This window comes from Kribbella sp. NPDC051587 (assembly GCF_044453945.1).
Lineage (GTDB): Bacteria > Actinomycetota > Actinomycetes > Propionibacteriales > Kribbellaceae > Kribbella.
The window spans coordinates 703,367-723,928 of record NZ_JBITDE010000004.1; the positions used below are offsets into that span (position 1 = coordinate 703,367).

The window sequence follows — 20,562 nt, forward strand, 5'->3', positions numbered from 1 at the left end:
GACGCCGAGGGGCGTGCTGTCCGGCATCTTCCCCGATCCCGGCCAACATCACGGGACCATAACGAAGAAGTCGCGACAATGCCAATCCTCTGGTCGGCGAGTCGCCAAAAGGTGTAATGGCCCCACTACACGCTGTGTTGACCCCAGTGTCCGCGGTGCACCACTTCGGCCGTCGTACGACGCCCTCTTTTGAGCGACGGGGACCGCTTGTCCGGGGCCCGGTAGCCGACCGACATCAGGCCCACCAGCTCGAACCCGGCCGGTACGCCGAACTCGGCCAGCAGGGCCGTGACCTTCTCCGCCGGCGGGCCGAAAAAGCAGGCTCCCAAGCCTTCGTCGACCACTGTCTGCAGCATCAGCAGCGACGCCATCCCGGTGTCGACGTACCAGTACGGCGCGGTCCAGTGGGCCTCGTCGCGGTCGGTCCAGCCCTTGTCCGATTCGGTGTACCGATCGAGGTACGCGTCCTTGTGCGCGAAGGCCAGAATCAGCAGCGGCGCCCGGCGCAGTCCTGTGATCCATTCCACATACTTCTCGTCGGGGTTCGCGGCCGCGATCTTCCAGTACCGCTCCCGGTCGTCACCCTCCAGCGTGAGGAACGCCCAGCCCTGGGTGAACCCGCCGGAAGGGGCCCGGAGACCGTTTTCCAGGATCCGCTCGCGGATCTCGTCCGGGACCGGCCGGTCGGCGTCGTAGTTGCGCACCATCCGGCGCCGCCGGACCACCTCGCTGAACTCCATCTACCAGGTCCCCCCGAACGCACGGTCGGCGTTCTTGTTGAGTGCCTCGCACAGCTCGGCGACCGAGATGTTCAGGGTGCCGGCCATCTTCCGGACCGTGTGCGGGATCAGGTACGACGCGTTCGGCTGCCCGCGATGCGGAGACGGCGTCAGGTACGGCGCATCCGTCTCGACGAGCACGCGGTCGAGCGGTGTCACGGCCAGCGCGTTGCGCAGCGAGTTGGCGTTCTTGAAGGTGACCACGCCGGCGAAACTCAGGAACGCGCCACGGTTCACACACTCGCGCGCGAACTCGGTATCACCCGAAAAACAGTGCATGACAAGGCGATCCGGGACCCCCTCGCGGTCGAGGATCTTCAGGATGTCGTCGTGCGCGTCGCGGTCGTGGATCATCAGCGTCTTGTCGAGCCGCTTGGCCAGCTCGATGTGCGCGGCGAACGATTCGTGCTGCGCGTCGCGCCCGTCCTCGCCGGTCCGGAAGTAGTCGAGACCGGTCTCGCCGATCACCCGGACCTTCGGTGAACTCTGCGCCAGCCGCTCGATCTCGGCGAGCGCGCTGTCGAGCTCACCGGCCGCCTTGAGCTTCGGTGCCTCGTTCGGGTGCAGCGAGACACCGGCGATCAGATTCGGGTACTGAGTCGCCGCCTCGACCGCCCACGCGGACCCGGGCAGGTCGCACCCGACCTGCACGATCCGCGTGACACCGACCGACGCGGCCAGCTTGATCGCCTCGGCCGGGCTCAGCCAGGCCCCGTCCTCACCGTCCGCGATATCCAGATGGCAGTGGGCGTCGACCACACTCATCGGCAACGGATCCGGTACCGCCGGCCTGGTCCGGTCCCGCGACCGCCCGTCCTCACCGATCGCCGCCCGCTCCCGCGTCGGCCGTTCGACCTCCACACCATCTGAACCCATGCGGCCTAGATTACTTCGGCGGCGTCTTTCACCTTGCCGAGCAGTTCGGTCCACATGCCGGTGGAGTGTTCGGCCTCTTCGGCGCTGGCGTTGTTGTCCTGGGTCAGCGTCAGGTGCGTCGAGCCGGTCAGGGTCCAGGTCAGCGTGTGGTAGTTCTCCGGTACGTCGTCCTGCCCGGTCAGCGGGCTGAAGTGCGTGAACCGGAGCAGCCGGGGCGGGTCGATCTCGAGGATCTCCCCCTTGTCCTGGTACGGCTTGCCCTCCCACTCCCCGTTCCAGGTGATCGGGCTCCCCACGGACCAGTCCGTCTCCACGGCTGCCCCGAACCACAGCTCCTTCAGCTGCCCCGGGTCGGTCAGGACCTCCCAGACCTGGTCCGGAGTCGCCTTGATGTCGATCTCGGCACGCGCCAGATAGTCAGTCATAGCCCGACCGTACGACGACAACCCCGGTCCCGCTTGTACAAACGCGTCAATCGCCCAATCGCGCGAGCTCCTCGTCGACGACGGACGGCGCGAGCTTGGTGAAGATCGGGGTGGGCGTTACGACCGGCGTACCGGGGACGATCGGCACCGAGGCCCAGCGGGGCTGGGCGGTGTAGTCGCCGGTGATGATCGGGTACGCCGGTCCGCCGTCGAGGTCGTCGACCTCCTGCACCGAAGGCGCCGGAGCAAACCGGCCCGTACCGCCCAGCGCCGAGTGGACCTGCTCAGCCGAGTGCGGGAGGAAGGGCGCCAGCAGGCGGTTCGTGTCCGCGACGACCTGCGCCGCGACGTGCAGCACCGTGCCGCGACGCGCCGGGTCCGATTCCTTCCACGGCGCCTGCTGCGAGAGGTACTGATTGGCCTCGGCCGCGTTCCCCATCGCCGTCCCCAGCGCCTGCTTGATCCGATGCTGCCGCAGCAGCTCCCCGACCACCCCGAACGCCTCGTTGCTCTTGGCAAGCAATTCCCGGTCGGTGACCGTCAGCTCCCCGGCCGCCGGGAGAGCGCCGAACCCGCGCGCGATCATCGAGGCGGTGCGATTGACCAGGTTCCCCCAGGTCCCGACCAGCTCGTCGTTGTTCCGCCGTACGAACTCGGACCAGGTGAAGTCCGTGTCCTGAGTCTCCGGCCCCGCGATCGACAGGAAGTACCGCAACGGATCGGGCCCATACCGCTCCAGCACATCCCGGACGTAGATCACCACCGACCGCGACGACGAGAACTTCCGCCCCTCCTGCGTGAGGAACTCACTGCTCACCACCTCGGAAGGCAGATTCAGTACGCCGTACGAACCCGGCGCAGCGTTGTGAGCGAGCAGCTCGGCCGGCCAGATCTGGGCGTGGAAGGTGATGTTGTCCTTGCCCATGAAGTAGTACGACTCCGCCGACGGATCGCACCACCAGCGCCGCCAAGCGTCCGGATCACCGGTACGCCGGGCCCACTCGATGCTGGCCGACAGATACCCGATGACCGCGTCGAACCAGACGTACAACCGCTTGCCGTCCCACCCCGGCAGCGGCACCGGGATACCCCAGTCGATATCGCGAGTCATCGCCCGCGGCCGGACGTCGTCCAACAGGTTCAGCGCGAACTTCAGCACGTTCGGCCGCCAACCGGTCCGGCCCTGCAGCCAACCGCCCAGCTGATCGGCCAACGCGGGCAGATCCAGGAACAGATGCTCGGTCTCGACGAACAGCGGCGTCTCGCCGTTGATCCGGCTGCGCGGGTTGCGCAGGTCGATCGCGTCCAACTGGTTGCCGCAGTTGTCGCACTGGTCACCCCGCGCACCGTCGTACCCGCAGATCGGGCAGGTGCCCTCGATATAGCGGTCCGGCAGCGTCCGTCCGGTGGACGGCGAGATGGCGCCCTGCGTGGTGCGCGGGACGAGATATCCGTTGCGGTAAACGGCTTTGAACAGTTCCTGGGCAACGGCGTAGTGGTTCCGGGTGGTGGTCCGGGTGAACAGGTCGTAGGACAACCCGAGCCCGTGCAGGTCCTCGACGATGACCCGGTTGTACCGGTCCGCGAGCTCCCGCGGGCTGACGCCTTCCTGCTCGGCCTGCACGAGGATCGGCGTCCCGTGCTCGTCCGTCCCGGACACCATCAGCACGTCATGACCGGCCATCCGCGAGTACCGGCTGAACACGTCGGAGGGCACACCGAACCCGGAGACATGGCCGATATGCCGAGGGCCGTTGGCATACGGCCAGGCAACAGCAGACAGAACATTGGTCATGCGGCCGACTGTAGGGACACAGTCGGCCGCGGGACCAGAGAATTACGGCTGGACGATCAGCTTGCCCTGGGCGTGGCCGCCCTCGCTGATCTCCTGCGCCTTGGCCGCGTCGGCGAACCCGAAGGTCTCCGCCACGCGCACCGTGAGCTTGCCCTCGGCCGCCGCGGCGAGTTGGGCATCGAGACCGGCGCGCACCTGGGCCGGGTCCGTGTCACCGCCGCTGGAGACCGCGACACCGAGCTCAGCGGCACCGAAGTCGGCGATCGTAGCGACCCGCTCGGGACCGCCGATGAGCTCGATCGACTCCTTCAGCCCGCCCTTGCCGGCAGTGTCGAAGGCTGCGTCGACACCCTGCGGGGCCGCGGCGCGAACACGGTCGACCAGACCATCGCCGTACTCGACCGGCGTCGCGCCGAGCGAGCGGACGAAGTCGTGGTTACCGGCGGACGCCGTACCGATGACGGTCAGGCCGGCGGCGACGGCAAGCTGGACGGCGACCGAGCCGACGGCACCCGCGGCACCGTGGATCAGGAGCGTCTCGCCGGACTTCACGCCGAGCAGGTCGAGAACGCGCTGCGAGGTCTCACCGGCGACCGGGAGGCCGACGGCCTGCGCCCAGGTCACGCCCGCGGGCTTCCGCGTCACGTTGCCGGCGATCGCGTACTCGGCGTACGAGCCCGTGGCGGCCCAGCCGACCACCTCGTCACCGACCGCGAAGTCGGCACCCTCACCGGCCTGGTCGACCACACCCGCGACCTCGACACCCGGCGTCGCCGGGAAGGTCACGTCGAACGTCCCCTGCAGGTAGCCGCGGCGGATCTTCCAGTCCATCGGGTTCACGCCGGCCGCGTGGACCTTGATCCGTACCTGACCGGCGCCGGCCTGCGGCTCCGGTACGTCGCTGACCGTCAGGACCTCGGGTCCGCCGAACTCCTCGAAAACAACCGCCTGCATGAGAGCCTCCGCTGGAGATAAGTTGATGCTTCAAGTTTGTGGTACTTGAAGCATCAACCGTCACCGCAGAGGACCTATTCCCACCGGGCCGAAGAAGTTTGTTACGCGTCCGTCTCGGTCAGCCGCGGGAAGAGCGCGTCGCCCTTCACCAGTACGGCGCCCGCCGGGAGCTGGCCCCAGGTACCGCTGTCCTGGATGCGCTGGTCGGCGAGTGAACCGAGCTTGGCCTCGGCGCCGAGCAGCTCCCAGAGCTTCACAGCGGCCTTCGGCATCGTCGGGTGGTGCAGTACGGCGACCGCCCGCAGCACCTCGGCGGCGGAGTACAGGATCGTAGCGAGGCGCTCCCGCTGGGACTCGTCCTTCGCCACCTTCCACGGCTCCTGCTCGGAGACGTACCCGTTCACCGCGCCGACCAGGTCGTTGATCGCGGCCAGGGCGTCGTGGAACGCGAGGGTCTCGATCGCCTGCTCGGCCGTGGCGACCGTCTGGGCGAGCTTGTCGGCCAGCGCCTGCTCAGCGGGGCCGTGGTCCGTGGCCTCGGGGAGAGCACCGTCGAAGTACTTGCCGACCATCGCTGCGATCCGGCTGGCCAGGTTGCCCAGGCCGTTCGCGAGCTCGGAGGTGTAGACCGCGCTCAGGTGCTCCCACGAGAACGAGCCGTCCGAACCGAACTGGATCGTGCGCAGGAAGTAGTACCGGAAGGCGTCCGAGCCGAAGTGGTCGGTGATCTCGTGCGGCGCGATCGCGGTCAGCTTCGACTTGCTCATCTTCTCGCCGCCGACCAGCAGCCAGCCGTGCGCGAAGACCTGCTTCGGCGTCGCGACCTCGGCCGCCATCAGCATCGCCGGCCAGATCACCGCGTGGAACCGGAGGATGTCCTTGCCGACCAGGTGCACGTCGACCGGCCACAGCTCCTCGAACCGCTCCGGGTCGGTGCCGTAGCCCGCGGCCGTCACGTAGTTCAGCAGCGCGTCGATCCAGACATAGAGGACGTGGTCCTCGTCCCACGGCACCGGGATTCCCCAGTCGAACGTGGACCGGGTGATCGACAGGTCCTGCAGACCCTGCTTGACGAACGCGATCACCTCGTTGCGCGCACTCGCCGGCGCCACGAAGTCGGGCTGCGATTCGTACAGCTCGAGCAGCTTGTCGCCGTACGCCGAGAGCCGGAAGAAGTAGTTGGTCTCCGAGACCGTCTCCAGCTCGGTGCCGTGGATCATGCACCGCTGGGTGCCGTCCTCGTCGGTGCGGATGTCGGTCGGCAGCTTGAACTCCTCGCAGCCGACGCAGTACAGGCCCTCGTACTCACCCTTGTAGACGTCGCCCTTGTCGTAAAGCTTCTGCCAGAACTCGCGGACCCGCTCGGTGTGCCGCTGCTCGGTGGTCCGGATGAAATCGTCGTACGCGATGTCGACGTCGACCCACGCCGGCTTCCAGGACTCCTCGACCAGCTTGTCCGTCCACGCCTGCGGTGACATGCCCTGCGCCTCAGCGCTGCGCATCACCTTCTCGCCGTGCTCGTCGGTACCCGTCAGGTACCACTTCTGCTCACCACGCTGCGCGTGCCAGCGAGTCAGGACATCCCCGGCCACCGTCGTGTAGGCGCTACCGATGTGCGGCGGTGCCGTGACGTAGTAGATCGGGGTCGTGACGTAATAGGCCTTCTCGGACATGCCTTAAGGGTAGTGCCGCGAGCCAGTCCTATTTACCGGGGTCTCGGGCAGCCAGTACGGCGTCGTACACGGTCCGTTTCGGCACGTTGAAGCGTTTGGCCACGTCGGAGATCGCCTGCTTGCGGGGTGTGCCCGCCTCCTCGTCGGTCGCGACCTCCCGCGCGAGATCCGCGGCGGTCATCACCCGGTCCGGGTTCGCGCCGGCCACGACCAGCGTGATCTCACCCCGTACGCCGTCCTTGGACCAGGCGACGAGGTCCGCGACCGGACCACGCTTGACCTCTTCATACGTCTTCGTGAGCTCCCGGCAGACCGCCGTCCGACGATCTGCGCCGAACGCCTCGACCATCGCCTCCAGCGACTGGGTCAGCCGGTGCGGTGCCTCGAAGAACACCATCGTCCGCGGCTCGTCCGCCAGCTCGCTCAACCGCTTCGACCGCTCCCCCTGCTTCCGCGGCAGGAACCCCTCGAACGTGAACCGGTCCACCGGCAGCCCACTCAACGCCAGCGCCGTCAGCACCGCCGACGGCCCCGGTACGGCGGTCACGTCCACCTCAGCCTCGATCGCGGCCGCAACCAACCGGTACCCGGGATCCGAAACGCTCGGCATCCCCGCATCCGTCACCACAACCACCGTCTGCCCGGCAAGCAACGCCTCCAGCAGCTCCGGCGTCCGCTCCCGCTCGTTCCCCTCGAAGTAGCTGACCACGCGCCCACTCAGCGTGATCGCCAGATCAGTAGTCAACCGCCGCAGCCGCCGCGTATCCTCCGCCGCCACCACATCCGCCGTACCCAGCACCCGCGCCAACCGCGGCGAAGCATCCGAGAAGTCCCCAATAGGCGTCCCCGCCAACACCAATCGCCCGGTCACGGCAGAAGCGTGAACGCGTCGACGTGTTTGGGTCGAACGACAGAAAAGTGGCGTCGATCCAGCGTTGCCACCTCTCGAACCTCCAGTTGCTCTGCAACCGTGATCACGGACGCGTCAGCCAAGCCCAGAGGCAGATCGGCGTACTGTCCGATCAGATCAGCCATTCTGTCCAGCCCGCTCGACGTCGTGACTGCGATCGTGAAATCGCCGGCGGCCAGTGACCGAACGAAAGCGATCTCCGCCTTAGAGCCGCCCGCCCTGGCCAGCAGATAGCACACTTCCGTCACCACGAAGGGCGGTATCACCAACTTCTCGTTGTTCAGGCGAAGCGATGCGAACAGGTCAACACAGCGGCGGTGATTGGTGTCCGCCGTGAGCGCGGCGGCGACGATCGGGCCGGTATCTACGACAATCACTTCGGGCTGTGTCCAAGTCCTTCAGCCAGCATCTCGTCGATGCGTTCCGAAAAATCGGGGCTGGTCCCATCGACCGACCCGACCCAAGCAGGCGGCCAGGGCGTCGACGGCGTGCGCTCCGCCTCAGCCTCCGCCTCGAGCTGGAGTAGGCGGAGTCTCGGCAGGAGGTCGGCCGCAGCGTCGTCCGACATCGACTCGACCAGTGCCAGCAGATCTTCTTTCGGCGTGCTCATGTCACCGAGTGTAGAAGGTTCTGCCGACGGTTTTCAGTGATCCACAGGTCGTTCGTTCGAGGGGAGGAGGCGGTGGGACTCCGGGCTCCGTACCATGGCGGGCGTGACTGCCTTGATCGAGGACGGGACTGACGCTGCCGAGAAGCGCGAGGCGCTGGGCAGGGACGTGCTCGGACGGCGGTTGCCGTCGTTGCCGGAGCGGCTGTACCCGGGGATGCCGAAGGACTTCGACGGCGGGTGGATCGCGACGCTGGTGATCACCGTGCTGGCCGGGTTCCTGCGGTTCTGGAACCTGAGCAACCCGGTGAAGTTCGTCTTCGACGAGACGTACTACGCCAAGGACGCGTACAGCCTGCTCAAGTTCGGGTACGCGCGGCAGTTCATCGACAACCCCGAGGGGGCCGCCGACAAGGCGATCCTGGCCGGGAACCTGGACGTCTTCAAGGACACCCCGAGCCTGACCGTGCACCCCGAGGTCGGCAAGTGGATGATCGCGGCCGGTGAGCAGTTGTTCGGGATGACGCCGTTCGGGTGGCGGTTCATGCCGGCGCTGTTCGGCACGCTGACCGTGCTCTTGGTAGTTCGACTGGTCCGGCGGATGTCGCGCTCGACGCTGATCGGGGCGATCGCCGGGCTGCTGCTCGCGGTCGACGGTCTGCACTTCGTGATGTCGCGGGTGGCGCTGCTGGACGTGTTCCTCGCGTTCTGGCTGGTCGCGGCGGTCTCCTGCCTGGTCTGCGACCGGGACTGGACCCGCCGCCGGCACGCCGACTCGTTGACCAAGGACGAGTCCCCCAGGTTCGGCCGCTGGCTGCTGATCCGGCCGTGGCGGATCCTGGCCGGCATCTGCTTCGGGCTCGCGCTCGGTACGAAGTGGTCGGCGGTCTGGGTGCTGGCCGCGTTCGGCATCCTGGCGTTCGCCTGGGACTTCGGGGCCCGCCGGGCCCTCGGCGCGCGGTTCGCGTTCGTGAAGTCGGTGCTGATCGACGGCATCCCGGCGTTCGTGAGCATCGTGCTCGTCGCCGGCATCACCTACACCGCGACCTGGACCGGCTGGCTGCTGCACGACAACGCCTACGACCACGACTACGCGTCGAAGAACCCGGCCACCGGCATCATGAAGGTGGTCCCGGACGACTTCCGGTCGCTGCTGCACTACCACCAGGAAGTCTACGAGTTCCATACCGGCGACTACATCAAGAAGGCGACCCACCCCTACGCCTCGAACCCGGCCGGCTGGCCGATCATCGCCCGCCCGATCGGCTTCGACGCCGTCAACGACATCCAGCCCGGCACCCCCGGCTGCAACCCACCGGCCGGCACGAAGTGCCTGTCGGTGATCTCCGCCGTCGGTACGCCGATCCTGTGGTGGGGCGGAGCTCTGGCCCTGCTCGCCGCGCTGGTGCTCTGGATCGGTCAGCGGGACTGGCGGTTCGGGATCCCGGTGATCGGGTTCGTCACCTGCTGGGTGCCGTGGTTCGCCTACGACGACAGACCGATCTTCTTCTTCTACGCCGTCACGATGATCCCGTTCACCGTGATGGCGGTGGCCCTGGTCCTCGGCAAGATCCTCGGCCCGGCCAGAACCCTCGAGGGTACGGCGGCTCCCCGCCGCCTGATCGGGAGTGCGGTGGTCGGCGCGTTCGTCGTACTGGTCGTGCTGAACTTCGCCTACATCTGGCCGATCCTCACCGACAAGGTCCTCCCGCACCCCGACTGGCTCAGCCGGATGTGGTTCAAGACCTGGATCTGATGATCCCATTGCGGCCTAGGCTGCAATGCGTGCGACGTGTATTGATGGCTCTCGCGATCCTGCTCCCGCTGGCTGGATGCAGCACCGACAAGCCGGCCCCGGCTCCCCCTTCGGCTCCGACCCCGTCGGCCTCGACACCGAAGCCGCTCACGTCCGTTGTCGTGACCAAGCCGAAGCAGAAGCTGCTCCCGTCCTCGTTCGACGATGCGGCGGCGGACGAGCACGCGTCGCTCACGCAGCAGATCGTCACCAAGCTGGAGTTGCGGACGCAGGTGCTGGCCGGCTTCGCCGCGAAGACCACCGGACGCTGCCCCAAGTTCCAGCTGAAGGCCGGGGCGGTGTCGCAGTGCACGGTGACCTACTCAGGTCAGACCGTGAAGTGGCAGGTGACGATCGCCAAGAACTACAAGCCGGGGGTCACCTACCTGGCGGTGTACGAGATCAAGCCCCTGCAAGGGGTGCTGGTCCGGGACGCCGTCTACGCCACCTGGTACGACACGAACGTGCGCAAGGACCTGCGCTGCGACGCCATACCCGCGGTTCAGGTGGTGACGATCGGCACCAAGACGCCGTACCGGTGTGAGGTCCTGCAGCCGCTTCAGGGAGGCAGCGCGTACTGGTTCATCGCACCGGTCACGCTCTCCGAGGCCGGGCTGATCTTTTACTAGTGGCCGAGTTGGCCGTGTCCCTTGAAGCGCTTCTTGTGACGCTTGACTGACGGCTGGCCACCGACACCACCGAAGAGGGCGAGGCCTTTCAGTACGACGACGGGGGCGTCGGGGTGCTCGGTGTCGCTGCCCTGGGCGGCAAACGCGCCGAAGATGCCGACGCCTTCATTGCGAACCGCCACGCCCTCGGGGACCGTGATGTCCACGCCGCCGAAGACCGCGAACGTCCAGATCGTGACTTCCTTGCCCTCGAAGACCGCGTCGGTCATGTCGAGGTCCTGGCCGCCGAAGACCGCGAAGGCGTTGGTACGGCGCTTCACCCGCCAGCGGCCCTTGCGCTCCACGCCACTGAAGATCGCGACCATCGTGGTGAAGCTGTCGTCGGGATTGGCCGGGTACTCGATCGGGACCGGGCTGTTCGAGGCGACCTGGGCGGGGACCATCGGCGCGCTCGGTGCCACCGGGTGCTGGAGGAGGTCGCTGGTGATCGGCTCGAGCTCGCCCAGCGTGCGTGCCTGCAGGGTCTGCTCGAGCCGCTCCGCATGCTCGTCCTGGGTCAACCGGCCCGTCATCAGCGCGTCCCGCAGGACGTCGACGACCTGGTCGCGGTCGATGTCGGACGCGCGCAGATGCGCGTGCGGGTTCGGGCGGTCGGGCAGATTCTCCATAAGACGGAACGATATATCGCCTATCGGCGCACGCGCAGTGCACAAAGCACCGCAACCAGGGTGATCGAGGCAAAAGTCAGGGCCGTGCCGGGGTAACCACCGAGGCCGAGCCCCAGACCGCCGAGGGCAGCCCCGAGGAACGTCCCCAGACTCATCCCGGCCGCGTTCACGCTGAGTGCCGATCCGCGCAGGTCACCGCTTCGCCGTACCAGCAAGGTCGTGACGCAGGCGGCGACGGTCGCGTGGCTGGCCCCCATCAGTGCGGTCAGCAGCAGCGTCAGCGGGATGGTCGGTGAGAAGTAGAACGCCGAGATGCTGACGAGCGCGATCCCGAGACCGAGAAGCAGCATCCGCTCCGGGCCGATCCACGGCCGATCCATCGCGAGGTAGCGCCCGGACAGCAGGTTGCCGAGGAAGAACGATGCCCCGCTCAGCGACCAGACCAAAGCGAACCAGCCCGGCGCGAGGTCGAACTTCTCGTCGTAGAAGGCGGCCAGGTAGGCGAGGTAGCCCATGAATGCGGCGGTCCGCAGCATCGCAACCACCAGCAGCGGTACGGCGCCCGGGATCCGACCGAGCTCGCGGTAGGTCGCGAGATAGCTCATCCGTTCAGCACGCAACGGAGCCTTGCGCCCACGACCCCGCCAGAAGAACGCAGCCGACAACGCCAGCGAGATCGCAGCAGCACCGATCAGGTTGCCTCGCCAACCCCACAACATCCCCGGTACGGCGAGCACCGGCGCGGCCAGCATCGCCATCGCCGACGTGGTCGCGGACACCAGCGTCGCCGCCCGCCCCGCCGCGGCCGGCGTGTTGAACCGGTCCGCCGCGGCCGCACCGATCGACGGGCCCAGGATCGACGTGGACGCACCGATCAGCAGGCAGAACGCAGCCAGCGCCCAGACGTTGCCAATGGCACCTAAAAGCGCGGAGACCCCCAGCAACGCCAATCCACCAGCGGCCACCAGCTCACGCGGAAACCGATCGATCAACGGCGCGAGCGCGAAGCCGACCACCAACGCAGCCAGACCACCGAGCCCCCGCAGCCCGCCGATCTCCGCCACTTTCCCGTTCGCAGCTGCCGCTATCGGCACCAGATACATCCCGAACACCGTGAACGGAATCAGACTCACGGTGGAGGCCAGGAGGAACGGCCAAAGCCGCCGAGCCATCCGCCAGTCACTGGGGACTTCTTCAACTCGCTTGGGCAGCGCACCGCCCCCCGGAGACAAGATGGGGGCTGCCGGCAAGGAATTCGGGGTGGTCATTCGGTGGTCCTGTAGCGGTAGAGGGACGTGGGACGGGCGGAGAACTGGGAGAAAGGAAACGGTTCGGCGGAGAGGGCGGTGACGCCGGAACCCAGGAAGGCGCGGGCGACGGCGCTTCCGGTCTGAGCATAGATGGCGAGCGGCTTTTCTTGCTTACGGCAACGAGTTAGCAGGCGGTCGAAGGAACCGTTGGACAGCGTCATTCCGGTGGCGACGACCGCATCGGCCGCGTCGACTACTTCGTGCATGTCTTGGGAGACGGCGATTCCGGATGCGGTTTCGCGGAGGTTGAAGTCGCAGGGCAGGCAGATCCCGCCGCGTTCGGTGATCGCGTCGACGAGAGGATTGACCACGCCGATCAGCGCGACCTTGGTGCCCTCGGCAACATCCAGCAGGCCGGCGACGGCGGCATCACGTGCGCGGGCGCGGACATCCGGCGTACCGGCGGGAAGGATGACCTCTTCCGCGTCGGTCGTGTGATGTGGTTCGACAGCGGCCAGGTAGGCGTCGAGGGCTGCGATGCGGACCGGCAACGGATCGTCGGACCGCAGTACGTCGGACAGCGTGCGGCCGGACGTGTCCGCGCAGTACGACGGGTCGAGCTCGCCGGACTCGAATGAGCACGCGCCGAAGACCTCGCCGACGCGGAGCAGCACGTAGTAGTTGCGATAGGTGACGTCGGCACCCGGAAGCCGCGTTGTGTGATGCAACCAGAACGCACTGGTGACGGAGAGCGTGGACGGGTCGGGGCCGTGGGCGCCGTCGAGGACGGCTTCGGTCAGGTCGGCGACGGTCATGGCAGCGCGGCCAGCCTTTCGGGGTCATAAGTGAGGGCGGACAACTCGGGACGTCCAGCGGGCTGGAAGCAGTAGAGCAACGACCGACGGTCGGACGCGGTGCGATTGGGTGCCGATCGATGCACCATCAGCCCGGGGAACATCAGCACGGAACCAGCCGGCGCCTCGACCGTGACCGCTCGGCCGACGTCGACGGCGGTTGGATCGACCAGCAACCCGGTCGGCTCGCGCGGATCCCGCCGTACCGGGCCTTCCGACGGGCTGTCCGGGATGAGCGTCATGGCGCCGTTCGCGACAGTGTTGTCGTCGAGCATCACGATCGCGGTGGCGATGTCGTAGGCCGCGTCGCCGGCACAGCAGTACCAGTACGGGAAGTCCTGATGCCAGGCGAACTCCGATCCGACACCAGCCCGCTTGAAGTTCAGCTTCGCCACGAACCGACCCGCCTGCGCCCCGATCAGCGAGCTCATCGGATCGACAAGGCGCGGCTCGTCCCACAAGGCGTCCAGCGCGGGATGCAGTTGCGAGACGGGCGACAGGCTGCGGACCGCCTTGCCGACCGCATCCGGTTCCCAATGGATCGTCGTACCTCGGACCTTCTCCAGCCGGTGCCCGTCCGGCCACACGGTCACGTCGGTCTCACCGGCCTCGGCCGCGGCAACGACCTCGGCGTGGACCTGCTCGGCCACCGCCCGCAGGCGCTCCACTTCGGTGGCCGTGAACAACGATTCCAGCAGTACATACCCCGTCACCCCACCTAAGTTAATGCGACGGGGTCGCGGATGGAAACTCTTCGCGCCGACCCACGGCCGGTTCGCGGCGATCCCAGGACATCGCTGACCACGGCACCGCGAGCTCGTCCAGCGAATCGACCTCACGCGGCCGCATCGCCGCCATCGGGAGCGCCTCGGCATGACGGGAAAAAGCGGACTCGACGTACCGGGTCCCGGTGTCGGCGGCCAGGAAGACGTGCGTGCGCGAGCTGTCACAGGCGTGTTCCCACAATGCGGTCAGGTACGCCGCCCCGGCCGACAGCCCGGCGAACACCCCGGACGTGCGCAGCAGATCGACCGCCGCCGACATCGCGTAGTCGAACGACACCCAGTGCAGGCGGTCGTAAAGCTCGTGCCGCACGTTGCGGAACTCGATCGAGCTGCCGATCCCGGCGATGATCATCTCCGGATCCTTGGTGTGACCGGCCCCGAACGTGATGCTCCCGAACGGCTGGACGCCGACCAGGTTCACGTCCCGGCCGCGATTGCGCAGGTACTCCGCGATCGCTCCGGTCGACGCTCCGGTACCGACCCCGCCGACCAGGCAGAGCGGTCCGTCCGGCACGAGGTCGGCGACGAGATCCGCGACCGCGCCGTACCCGAGGTAGTGGATGTCGTCGTGGTACTGCTGCATCCAGTGGTACGACGGGTTGTCGCGCAGGATCTCGGCGATCCGGCGGACTCGCAGGTTCTGATCCAGGTGCAGGTTGTTGGACGACGGGACCTGTTCGATGGTCGCTCCGAGGATCTCCAACTGGATCTTCAGCGTCCGGTCGACAGTGGTCGAGCCGACGATGTGACATCGCATCCCGTACCGGTGACAGGCCAGCGCCAGCGCATGCGCATAGATCCCGCTCGAACTGTCGATCAACGTGTCGCCCGGCCGGACCACGCCGGTCTCCAGCAGATGCCGGACGGCGCCGAGCGCGGAGTACACCTTCATCGTCTCGAACCGCAGGCAGATCAGGTCGTCCCCGACTCTGATCGGGTCCGGGTCCTTGATCGCCTCCGCCAAATGGTCGTGCAGTCGCGCAGACTTCATCGCCGCGGTTCGCTCCTCGTGTCAGCAGTATCGACTGGCGGGGTGGGCAACTCGGGCGGCCGACCAAGGCGGGCCGCGCTCACCAGCCGCCGGGTCAGTTCATGGTGTGGTTCGGTCATCACGGTCGCGGGTGGGCCCTGCTCGACGATCCGGCCGGCGTCGATCACCAGCACGTGGTCGGTGACCGCCGCGACCAGACCGAGGTCGTGGCCGATCCAGACCAGCGCCGTACCGCGGGTCTTCAATTCCGCGAGCAGGTCGACGACAAGCGCCGTACCGGCGTCGTCGAGGGCAGTGGTGATCTCGTCGCAGATCAGTACGTCGGGCTCGGCGAGGACTGCTCTCGCCAAGGCGGCGCGCTGGAGTTCGCCGCCGGAGAGACGGCTGGGTGGTCGGGCTGCGGTGGTCGCTGAGACGCCGAGCCGTGCAAGGGTCGCGACGGCTTCGGCGTAGGCACGGTCTTGGGTGAGGCCGCGCAGGCGTTGCGCGGTCCGGGCGACTTGCTGATCGACCGGGCGGCGTTCGTCGAAGGAGCCGCGGACTTCCTGCCAGACGTATTGAACGCGACGATTCTGCTCGCGGGTGCGTTTGCGGAGGACGGGAAGCTCTTCGCGGTCGAGTCGCAGCTGCCCTGTACTGCGCTCATGCAGGCCGGCCAAGCAGCGAGCGAGCGTCGTCTTGCCGCTGCCTGATCGGCCGACGATGCCGACGCTTCTCCCTGACTCGACAGCCAGATCGATCCCGTGCAGTACCTGGATGCGGCCTCTCGGGCGGATCGACGCGGACAGGTTCATTGCCTGGAGCAACGGTTGACCGGGATGGGTGGTTCCCGTCTCCTGCGGTTCCCAGCTGGGCGGGAGAACCTCGGTGCCGCCGGCGGCGATCACCTGGCCGGCATCCAGTACGACGACGTGCGTGGCGAGCTCGCGCACGAGGCCGAGATCGTGACTCAGCAACAAGATCCCGAGCCCGGCAGCTGCCAACTTCTTCAACTCCCCCGCAAGCTGAAGCCGCGTGATCGAGTCCAGGCCGGTGCTCGGCTCGTCCAGTACCAGCACCTTCGGCCGGCACGTCAACGCCTGCGCCAACGCAACTCGCTGCCGCTGCCCACCCGAGAACTGATGCGGAAACCGCCTGAGCGTCGCCCGATCCCCCGGCACCTGCGCACCCCGTAAAGCCTCCTGCATCACCGCCTGCCCGGGATGATGCAACCGCTCAAGTTCCTTCAGCGTCGCCCCAACCCGCCGCGCCGGATTGAGCGCACTCCCCGGATGCTGAGGCATATAAGCCACCACCCGCCCTTTGAGGCCGGTGGCGGCGGTCACCCCGTTGCCATCGACAACGGTCATCCCCTCAACCACCACCTCCCCCTCAAGCCGCACCCCACTCCCGCTCTCCCCGAGGAGCGCAAGAGCCGAAGTCGTCTTCCCCGACCCCGAAGCCCCAACCAGCGCAGTCACCTCACCCGCGAACACCTCGAACGACACCCCATCCACCAGTACGGCGGATCCGGCCGTCGCACTCAACCGAGTGACCCTCGCGAGCGCAGTCATGCCGTGCTCGTCACTAGGCGGCGGGTGCGGTGGACGAGACGGTCGGCCAGGAGGTTGAAGCCAAGGGTGAACGAGACGAGGAGGAGGGCTGGCGCCAGGACTGACCAGGGTTGGAGGAGAAGTCCCTCGCGGTTGCGGGAGACGCTGACGGCCCAGTCGGCGGCGGTCGGGCTCAGGCCGAGTCCCAAGAAGTTGACCGAGGCAACCAAGAACACCGCCAGCGTGATGCGGGTACCGAGGTCGGCGGCGACCGGGCCGATCACCGCGCGACCGACGTACCCGAGCTGGATGGTCACCCAGGACTCGCGTTGCATGCGGAGCGCCTCGACCACCGGCGAGCTTGCTGCATCCAGGGCGGCCGCCCGGACCAGGCGAGCAACGGTCGGAACGTTGACCATGGCAACAGCGAGCGTGATCGCGAGCGGCGATGCGCGCCAGCCGACGGCGACCACGCTGATGACCAGTAGAGACGGCAACGGCAGCAGTACGTCGAGCGGCCGGATCAGCACTTCGTCCAGCCATCGGTGACGGGTGGACGCTGCCACCAGCCCGATCAACCCACCTACCAGGTAAGCGATCACGACGGCCCCGAACGCCATCCCGAGGGCGGTCCGCCCGCCGACCAGCAACAAGCCGAGGACATCCCGTCCCAACCCGTCAGTCCCCAGCACCCCATCAGGCGCGTAGGGCAGTCCTGGCTTGGCGGTCACTGGGATGAACGGTCCGGCGAGCGCAACGAGCAGCGGTACTACAACCAGTACCACGGAGATCGCCACCGGGATGCGCGTCCTCATCGGAGGAGCTCCGTTCTCGGGACCAGGCGGTTGCAGACCAGGTCCGCGGCCAGGTTGATCAGCAACGCCGCGACCGCGAGGACCAGCGTGAGACCTTGGACCGTTGGGATATCGCGAGTCTCGACTCCATCCACCAACGCCGTCGCGAACCCGGGGATCGCGAAGATCGCCTCCACCACGAGCACTCCGCCAAGAAGAGTGTCGCCGGTTCGCGCCAGCTCCTGCACACCCGGTACGGCGGCGTTCGGCAGCACGTGGCGTAGCAGCAGACGCCGGCGCGGGATACCGAGTCGGCGCGCCTGGACGACGTACTCGGCATTCAAGGCAGTGATGGTGCCGGCGCGAACCTGGCGGGAGAGCAAGCAGACCGTGCGACCAAGCAACACGGTCACCGGGAGCACTAGCAGTACAGGTGAGGTGAGCAGCGACCCACCGATCCATGTCGCCGGTAGCCAACCGAGTTTGAGCGAGAACACCGCTACCAGCACGACCGCGATCACGAAGTCCGGGATCGCGCTCAACGCCAGCGTCACCGACGTGATCACCCGATCGAGTCGACCGTTCTCGCGCGTCCCCATCAAGATGCCGAGGGCAACAGCCAGCGGCACCACGACAGCGAGCGTCGCCAACGTCAGCACCAACGTCGCGCCCACCGAGTCCCGCACGATCGAGCTCACCGGCCCGCCACTGATCAGCGACGTACCGAGATCGCCCGTCAGCACCCCGCCGAACCAGTGCACGAATCGTTCCGCAGCCGGCTGATCGAGACCGAGCTGTTCGCGTAACCGCGAGACTTGGTCAGGGGTCAGCGTCTCGGTGAAGCGCAGGTCAGCCGCGTCCTCCGGCAGGAGCGACGTGAGCACGAAGACCAGCACGGACAGCACCGCAAGCTGGAGGACGGCGAGTGCGGCCCGCCCAGCGGCGTACGACCGCATTCAGGCCAGCCACACCTTGTCGAACCGGCCGAAGTCGACGGTGTTCGGCGGCACCGCCTGCACCCCCTGCACCTTCGGCGCGACCGCAACCAGGTAGTCCGGCAAGCCCCAAGCCAGTATGCCGCCGTCATCCCGCAGCGTCCGCTGGAGTTCGCCGTACTTGGCCGACCTAACGGCCTCGTCGGTCTGCACCTGCGCCGCCGCGAACGCCGCGTCGAACGCAGGCTTCCGCCAATGCGTCACATTGAACGGCGACTTCGTGAGCAGCCGATCAACCATGTACTGCGGGATCGGCATCGCGCCCGACCGATGGTTGCCAATAGCCCCCTTCGTCAGCAGATCCTTCGCGTAGGTCTGCGGACTCCCGGTCGTCACCTTCAGCTTGACCCCAGCCTCGGCAACCTGCTCGGCAAACAATGTCGCCGCCTCGACGAATCCCGCCGACGCATCGGCCGTGAAGATCTCGATCTCCTTGCCGACCAGCCCCGCCTTCTTCAGCAGCGACTTGGCCTGGTCGACATCCCGCTCCCGCTGCGGCAGATCCCCCGGGTAGTACTGGAATCCCTGACCGAAAAGGTCATTCCCGACCGTCCCGCGCCCAGCCAGTACGACGTCGACCAGCCGCTGCCGATCCGCCAGCAACTTGAACGCCAGCCGCACGTCCGGATTGTCGAACGGCGCCTGATCCACCTTCATCACGAACGCCTGCATCGTGCTCGCCTTCGCTGCCGCGATCCGCACCGACTTCCCCGCCTCGGCGGTCCGCGCGAACGTCGCGGTCATGTCGTTCGCATACTCCGCCTGACCACCCTGTACGGCGTTCGCCCGCGCCTCGGCATCAGCCGACAACACCTGCAGTTCCTCGATCCGCGCCGCGCCGTCCCAGTAATCGTCGTACCGGCTGGCGACCATCGACCGCCCAGCCTCGAACGACACGAACCTGAACGCCCCGGTCCCGACCGGCTTGGCCGGATCCCTGAACCCGTCCCGCACGATCTGCGTCCCGATCCCGGCCAGCAACGTCGGGAACTCCGCATTCGGCGCGGCCAGCACCAACTCAACCGTCCGCGGATCGACCGCCTTGCACCGCCGCAGATCGAGCGCCGCCAACGATGACTGCGCCACCCGCTCCGGTACGGCGGGATCCGCGATCCGCGCCAGACTGAACAACACATCCTCGGCCGTCAGCTTCGCCCCGTCATGGAACGTCGCCTCCCGCAACGAGAACCGCCAGGTCAGCGCCTTGCCGTCGTGCTCCCATTTCTCCGCCAGCCGCGGTACCGGCTTCAGATCCGGCCCGAGCTCAACCAGCTTCTCGTACATCGCCTTATGCCGGGCAATATCCACGAACAAGCTCTGGACATGCGGATCCAGCACCTCCTTCGCCCCACCACCGGCGTACACGGCCCGCAACCGCCCACCCGCCGCCGGCCGCGAAGACGCGCCACCCCCGCCCCCACACCCACCGAGCGCCGCCACCCCCAACGCGCCGGCCAACCCCAGAAACCCACGTCGATTCAGCGCATCGGACACGCGACCATCCTCACGTTAGTGAAAACGATTGTCAATTCAGCGCGCATCTGAACGGGACGCCCTCATTCTTTCCGCCCCACCCCCCGACTGCTCTCCGTAACGGCGTGTCCCCCACCCACCCCCACCCACCACTCCCCGTCACCGAACCCCCGCCCCCCTCCACTAGCCGGCAACTTTTCGGCGCCATACGCCGAAAAATCCCCGACTAACGCAGCTCCCCCACCCGCCCCAAACCGCTTTGGGGCGGATCCAGGACGGATCCGGGGGCCAGATCCTCCCCAGACGGCCTTTCCCCAGCAGCAAACCCTCCCCGAACCGGTTTGGGGAGAGTTACGCAACCGGCGCCACGCGACGAGCCTCACCACCCAGCGACTCGGCCGACAACGCCCGTGGATGGCTGGCCACCGCGGCGGCCGATTAAAGACGGGGTGGCTGAGCAAGCGCGTGGCTGAGGGGGATGGTTCGGTTGGTGATCGCGTTAGCCGTTGCCTGTGGCTGACGGGCTACGGTTGCCGCCGCCTCCACCGAGTCCTCAAACCTGACCCACCCCTTCGGTACTGCCGCGCGCTCCCGACTGGGGAGAAAGATAACCCTTACAGGCAAGAAAAACTCCCCACCCCCAACCTCCGACGCCGGGGAGCCAAACCAACCCAAACCGACATGTGTTCTGAAGGGACATGTCTGACGGTTGTGTGTAGGGACATGTCGGACACTTGATGGCTGCGGTTCGTTGGTGGGTCGTGGCGGATCTGGTGG

The 20,562-nt window shown here is 67.3% G+C and carries 20 protein-coding genes; 2 read left to right on the forward strand and 18 right to left on the reverse strand.

Going from position 1 to position 20,562, the window contains the following annotated elements:
* Positions 1 to 125: 125 nt before the first annotated feature.
* The 9 genes from ACIA49_RS19160 to ACIA49_RS19200 form a co-directional block, all read right to left on the reverse strand.
* Entirely contained in the window at positions 126 to 740 is a 615-nt protein-coding gene (locus ACIA49_RS19160) for a nitroreductase family protein (RefSeq protein WP_396378530.1), read from the reverse strand.
* Positions 741 to 1,655 carry a TatD family hydrolase gene (locus tag ACIA49_RS19165; protein WP_396378531.1) on the reverse strand — a complete coding sequence of 305 codons (915 nt, stop codon included), beginning with the start codon at positions 1,653 to 1,655 and terminating at the stop codon, positions 741 to 743. It lies immediately after the preceding gene.
* A gap of 5 nt (positions 1,656 to 1,660) precedes the next feature.
* Complete coding sequence (locus tag ACIA49_RS19170) at positions 1,661 to 2,080, reverse strand: SRPBCC domain-containing protein (RefSeq protein WP_396378532.1); 420 nt, start codon at positions 2,078 to 2,080, stop codon at positions 1,661 to 1,663.
* A 46-nt stretch (positions 2,081 to 2,126) separates the two neighbouring features.
* Positions 2,127 to 3,875 carry a methionine--tRNA ligase gene (metG, locus tag ACIA49_RS19175; RefSeq protein WP_396378533.1) on the reverse strand — a complete coding sequence of 583 codons (1,749 nt, stop codon included), beginning with the start codon at positions 3,873 to 3,875 and terminating at the stop codon, positions 2,127 to 2,129.
* Between the two features lie 42 nt (positions 3,876 to 3,917).
* Complete coding sequence (locus ACIA49_RS19180) at positions 3,918 to 4,829, reverse strand: NADP-dependent oxidoreductase (protein WP_396378534.1); 912 nt, start codon at positions 4,827 to 4,829, stop codon at positions 3,918 to 3,920.
* A 101-nt stretch (positions 4,830 to 4,930) separates the two neighbouring features.
* Positions 4,931 to 6,502: a methionine--tRNA ligase gene (gene metG, locus ACIA49_RS19185; RefSeq protein ID WP_396378535.1), complete on the reverse strand. Its 1,572-nt coding sequence runs from the start codon at positions 6,500 to 6,502 to the stop codon at positions 4,931 to 4,933.
* A gap of 28 nt (positions 6,503 to 6,530) precedes the next feature.
* Entirely contained in the window at positions 6,531 to 7,373 is an 843-nt protein-coding gene (gene rsmI / locus ACIA49_RS19190) for a 16S rRNA (cytidine(1402)-2'-O)-methyltransferase (protein WP_396378536.1), read from the reverse strand.
* Positions 7,370 to 7,789, reverse strand: a complete 420-nt coding sequence (locus tag ACIA49_RS19195) for a type II toxin-antitoxin system VapC family toxin (protein ID WP_396378537.1) — start codon at positions 7,787 to 7,789, stop codon at positions 7,370 to 7,372. The genes rsmI and ACIA49_RS19195 overlap by 4 nt, the downstream gene beginning before the upstream one ends.
* Positions 7,786 to 8,022: a hypothetical protein gene (locus ACIA49_RS19200; RefSeq protein ID WP_396378538.1), complete on the reverse strand. Its 237-nt coding sequence runs from the start codon at positions 8,020 to 8,022 to the stop codon at positions 7,786 to 7,788. The genes ACIA49_RS19195 and ACIA49_RS19200 overlap by 4 nt, the downstream gene beginning before the upstream one ends.
* A gap of 94 nt (positions 8,023 to 8,116) precedes the next feature.
* Between ACIA49_RS19200 and ACIA49_RS19205 the strand changes: the two genes are divergently transcribed.
* Both ACIA49_RS19205 and ACIA49_RS19210 read left to right on the forward strand, forming a co-directional pair.
* Positions 8,117 to 9,775 (forward strand): dolichyl-phosphate-mannose--protein mannosyltransferase, encoded by a 1,659-nt coding sequence (locus tag ACIA49_RS19205; protein ID WP_396378539.1) that lies wholly within the window; start codon positions 8,117 to 8,119, stop codon positions 9,773 to 9,775.
* Positions 9,776 to 9,804: 29 nt separating this feature from the next.
* Positions 9,805 to 10,443, forward strand: coding sequence for a hypothetical protein (locus tag ACIA49_RS19210; protein ID WP_396378540.1), 639 nt, complete (start codon positions 9,805 to 9,807; stop codon positions 10,441 to 10,443).
* On the opposite strand, the gene ACIA49_RS19215 is transcribed toward ACIA49_RS19210, so the two are convergent.
* The 9 genes from ACIA49_RS19215 to ACIA49_RS19255 form a co-directional block, all read right to left on the reverse strand.
* A complete protein-coding gene (locus ACIA49_RS19215; RefSeq protein WP_396378541.1) occupies positions 10,440 to 11,111 on the reverse strand; it encodes a DUF1707 domain-containing protein in 672 nt (223 codons plus the stop codon). The genes ACIA49_RS19210 and ACIA49_RS19215 overlap by 4 nt on opposite strands.
* A gap of 20 nt (positions 11,112 to 11,131) precedes the next feature.
* On the reverse strand, positions 11,132 to 12,283 hold the full coding sequence (locus ACIA49_RS19220) for an MFS transporter (RefSeq protein ID WP_396378542.1): 1,152 nt from the start codon (positions 12,281 to 12,283) through the stop codon (positions 11,132 to 11,134).
* Positions 12,284 to 12,375: 92 nt separating this feature from the next.
* The gene (locus ACIA49_RS19225) at positions 12,376 to 13,176 is read right to left on the reverse strand and encodes a Rossmann-like domain-containing protein (RefSeq protein ID WP_396378543.1); all 801 of its coding nucleotides are present in this window, start codon (positions 13,174 to 13,176) and stop codon (positions 12,376 to 12,378) included.
* Positions 13,173 to 13,928, reverse strand: coding sequence for a phytanoyl-CoA dioxygenase family protein (locus ACIA49_RS19230; RefSeq protein ID WP_396378544.1), 756 nt, complete (start codon positions 13,926 to 13,928; stop codon positions 13,173 to 13,175). Before ACIA49_RS19230 ends, ACIA49_RS19225 begins: the two co-directional genes overlap by 4 nt.
* 10 nt (positions 13,929 to 13,938) lie before the next feature.
* Entirely contained in the window at positions 13,939 to 14,991 is a 1,053-nt protein-coding gene (locus tag ACIA49_RS19235; protein ID WP_396378545.1) for a pyridoxal-phosphate dependent enzyme, read from the reverse strand.
* Positions 14,988 to 16,544, reverse strand: a complete 1,557-nt coding sequence (locus tag ACIA49_RS19240; RefSeq protein WP_396378546.1) for an ABC transporter ATP-binding protein — start codon at positions 16,542 to 16,544, stop codon at positions 14,988 to 14,990. The genes ACIA49_RS19235 and ACIA49_RS19240 overlap by 4 nt, the downstream gene beginning before the upstream one ends.
* Positions 16,541 to 17,338, reverse strand: coding sequence for an ABC transporter permease (locus ACIA49_RS19245; protein ID WP_396378547.1), 798 nt, complete (start codon positions 17,336 to 17,338; stop codon positions 16,541 to 16,543). The genes ACIA49_RS19240 and ACIA49_RS19245 overlap by 4 nt, the downstream gene beginning before the upstream one ends.
* Positions 17,335 to 18,273: an ABC transporter permease gene (locus ACIA49_RS19250; RefSeq protein ID WP_396378548.1), complete on the reverse strand. Its 939-nt coding sequence runs from the start codon at positions 18,271 to 18,273 to the stop codon at positions 17,335 to 17,337. The genes ACIA49_RS19245 and ACIA49_RS19250 overlap by 4 nt, the downstream gene beginning before the upstream one ends.
* A complete protein-coding gene (locus ACIA49_RS19255) occupies positions 18,274 to 19,806 on the reverse strand; it encodes an ABC transporter substrate-binding protein (protein WP_396378549.1) in 1,533 nt (510 codons plus the stop codon).
* Between the last annotated feature and the right edge of the window lie 756 nt (positions 19,807 to 20,562).